At 69.9% G+C, this 1,397-nt stretch carries 1 protein-coding gene; it reads right to left on the reverse strand.

Annotation, left to right across the window (positions count from 1 at the left end):
• Positions 1-1,272: UDP-N-acetylmuramate--L-alanine ligase (murC, locus tag HUK84_RS18310; RefSeq protein WP_176641511.1), on the reverse strand; the 1,272-nt coding region annotated here is incomplete at its 3' end.
• Between the last annotated feature and the right edge of the window lie 125 nt (positions 1,273-1,397).

Genomic DNA, 1,397 nt, shown 5'->3' on the forward strand with positions numbered 1-1,397 from the left:
CGGGACCACCGAGCGGTGGCCGCGTTCGCGCAGGCCCTCGACCAGGGCGTCGCGGCTGATGCCGTCGATCGGGGTTTCGCCGGCGGCGTAGACGTCGGCCACGATGACGGTGCCGGCATCGTTCATGCAGGTGCAGAACTCGCCGAACAGGGTCTGCAGCCGCGAATAGCGGTGGGGCTGGACCACGGCGATGACGTCGCGCGCCCCGGCCTGGCGCGCGGCCTTGAGCACGGCGGCGATTTCGACCGGGTGATGGCCGTAATCGTCGATCACGGTGACGCCGCCGGTTTCGCCGGTGCGGGTGAAGCGGCGCTTGACGCCGCGGAAGCCGGCGAAGGCCGAGCGGATGGTGGCGTCGTCGATTTCCATCTCGACCCCGACGGCGATCGCGGCCAGGGCGTTCTGCACGTTGTGATGGCCGAGCATGGGCAGGCGGAACGGGCCGGCGCGGCGGGTGCGGTTGCGGTTGCGGTTGGTCACCACGACCTCGAACGTCGCGCCGAGCTTGTCGGTGATGATCTTTTCCGCCCGGATGTCGGCCTGCGGCGAGAAGCCGTAGGTGATGATGCGGTGGTCGGACAGGCGGGGGATCATCTGCTGCACCGCCGGGTGGTCGATGCACAGCACGGCGAAGCCGTAGAAGGGGATGTTGGCGACGAACTGGTCGTAGGCGGCCTGCATCGCCTCGGCCGTGCCCCAATGGTCGAGATGCTCGGGGTCCATGTTGGTGACGACGGTGATCACCGAGGGGAGGCGCAGGAAGGAGCCGTCGGATTCGTCGGCCTCGACCACCATCCAGTCGCCCGAGCCCATGCGGGTGTTGGTGCCGTAGGCCTCGATGATGCCGCCATTGATCACCGTGGGGTCGAGGCGGGCGGCTTCGAGCACCGCGGCGATCAGGCTGGTGGTGGTGGTCTTGCCGTGGGTGCCGCCGACGGCCACCGACCAGCGCAGGCGCATCAGCTCGGCCAGCATTTCCGCGCGGCGGACCACCGGGATCAGGCGCGCGCGGGCGGCCAGGACCTCGGGATTGTCGCGCTTGACCGCCGTCGAGGTGACCACGACCTGGGCCGCGCCGAGATTGGCGGCGTCATGGCCGATCGCGACCTTGATCCCGGCGGCGCGCAGGCGCAGGACGTTGGCGTTCTCCGCGATGTCCGACCCCTGGACGGCGTAGCCCAGCAGATGCAGCACCTCGGCGATTCCGGACATGCCGATGCCGCCGATCCCGACGAAATGGATGGTGCCGATGGAAAGGGGCAGGGCTCTCATTCTGGGGTCTCCGTCTTGGCGGCTGTCGGATAGGCGGGGCGGGGCGTCCGGTGCAAGCGTTCCGCGATCCGGGCTTCGATCAGGTCGGCGAAGCGGCGCGCGGCGTCGGGGCGGGCAAGGCCCCG

The sequence above is a fragment of the Nguyenibacter vanlangensis genome, assembly GCF_013376155.1.
Classification (GTDB): domain Bacteria; phylum Pseudomonadota; class Alphaproteobacteria; order Acetobacterales; family Acetobacteraceae; genus Gluconacetobacter; species Gluconacetobacter vanlangensis.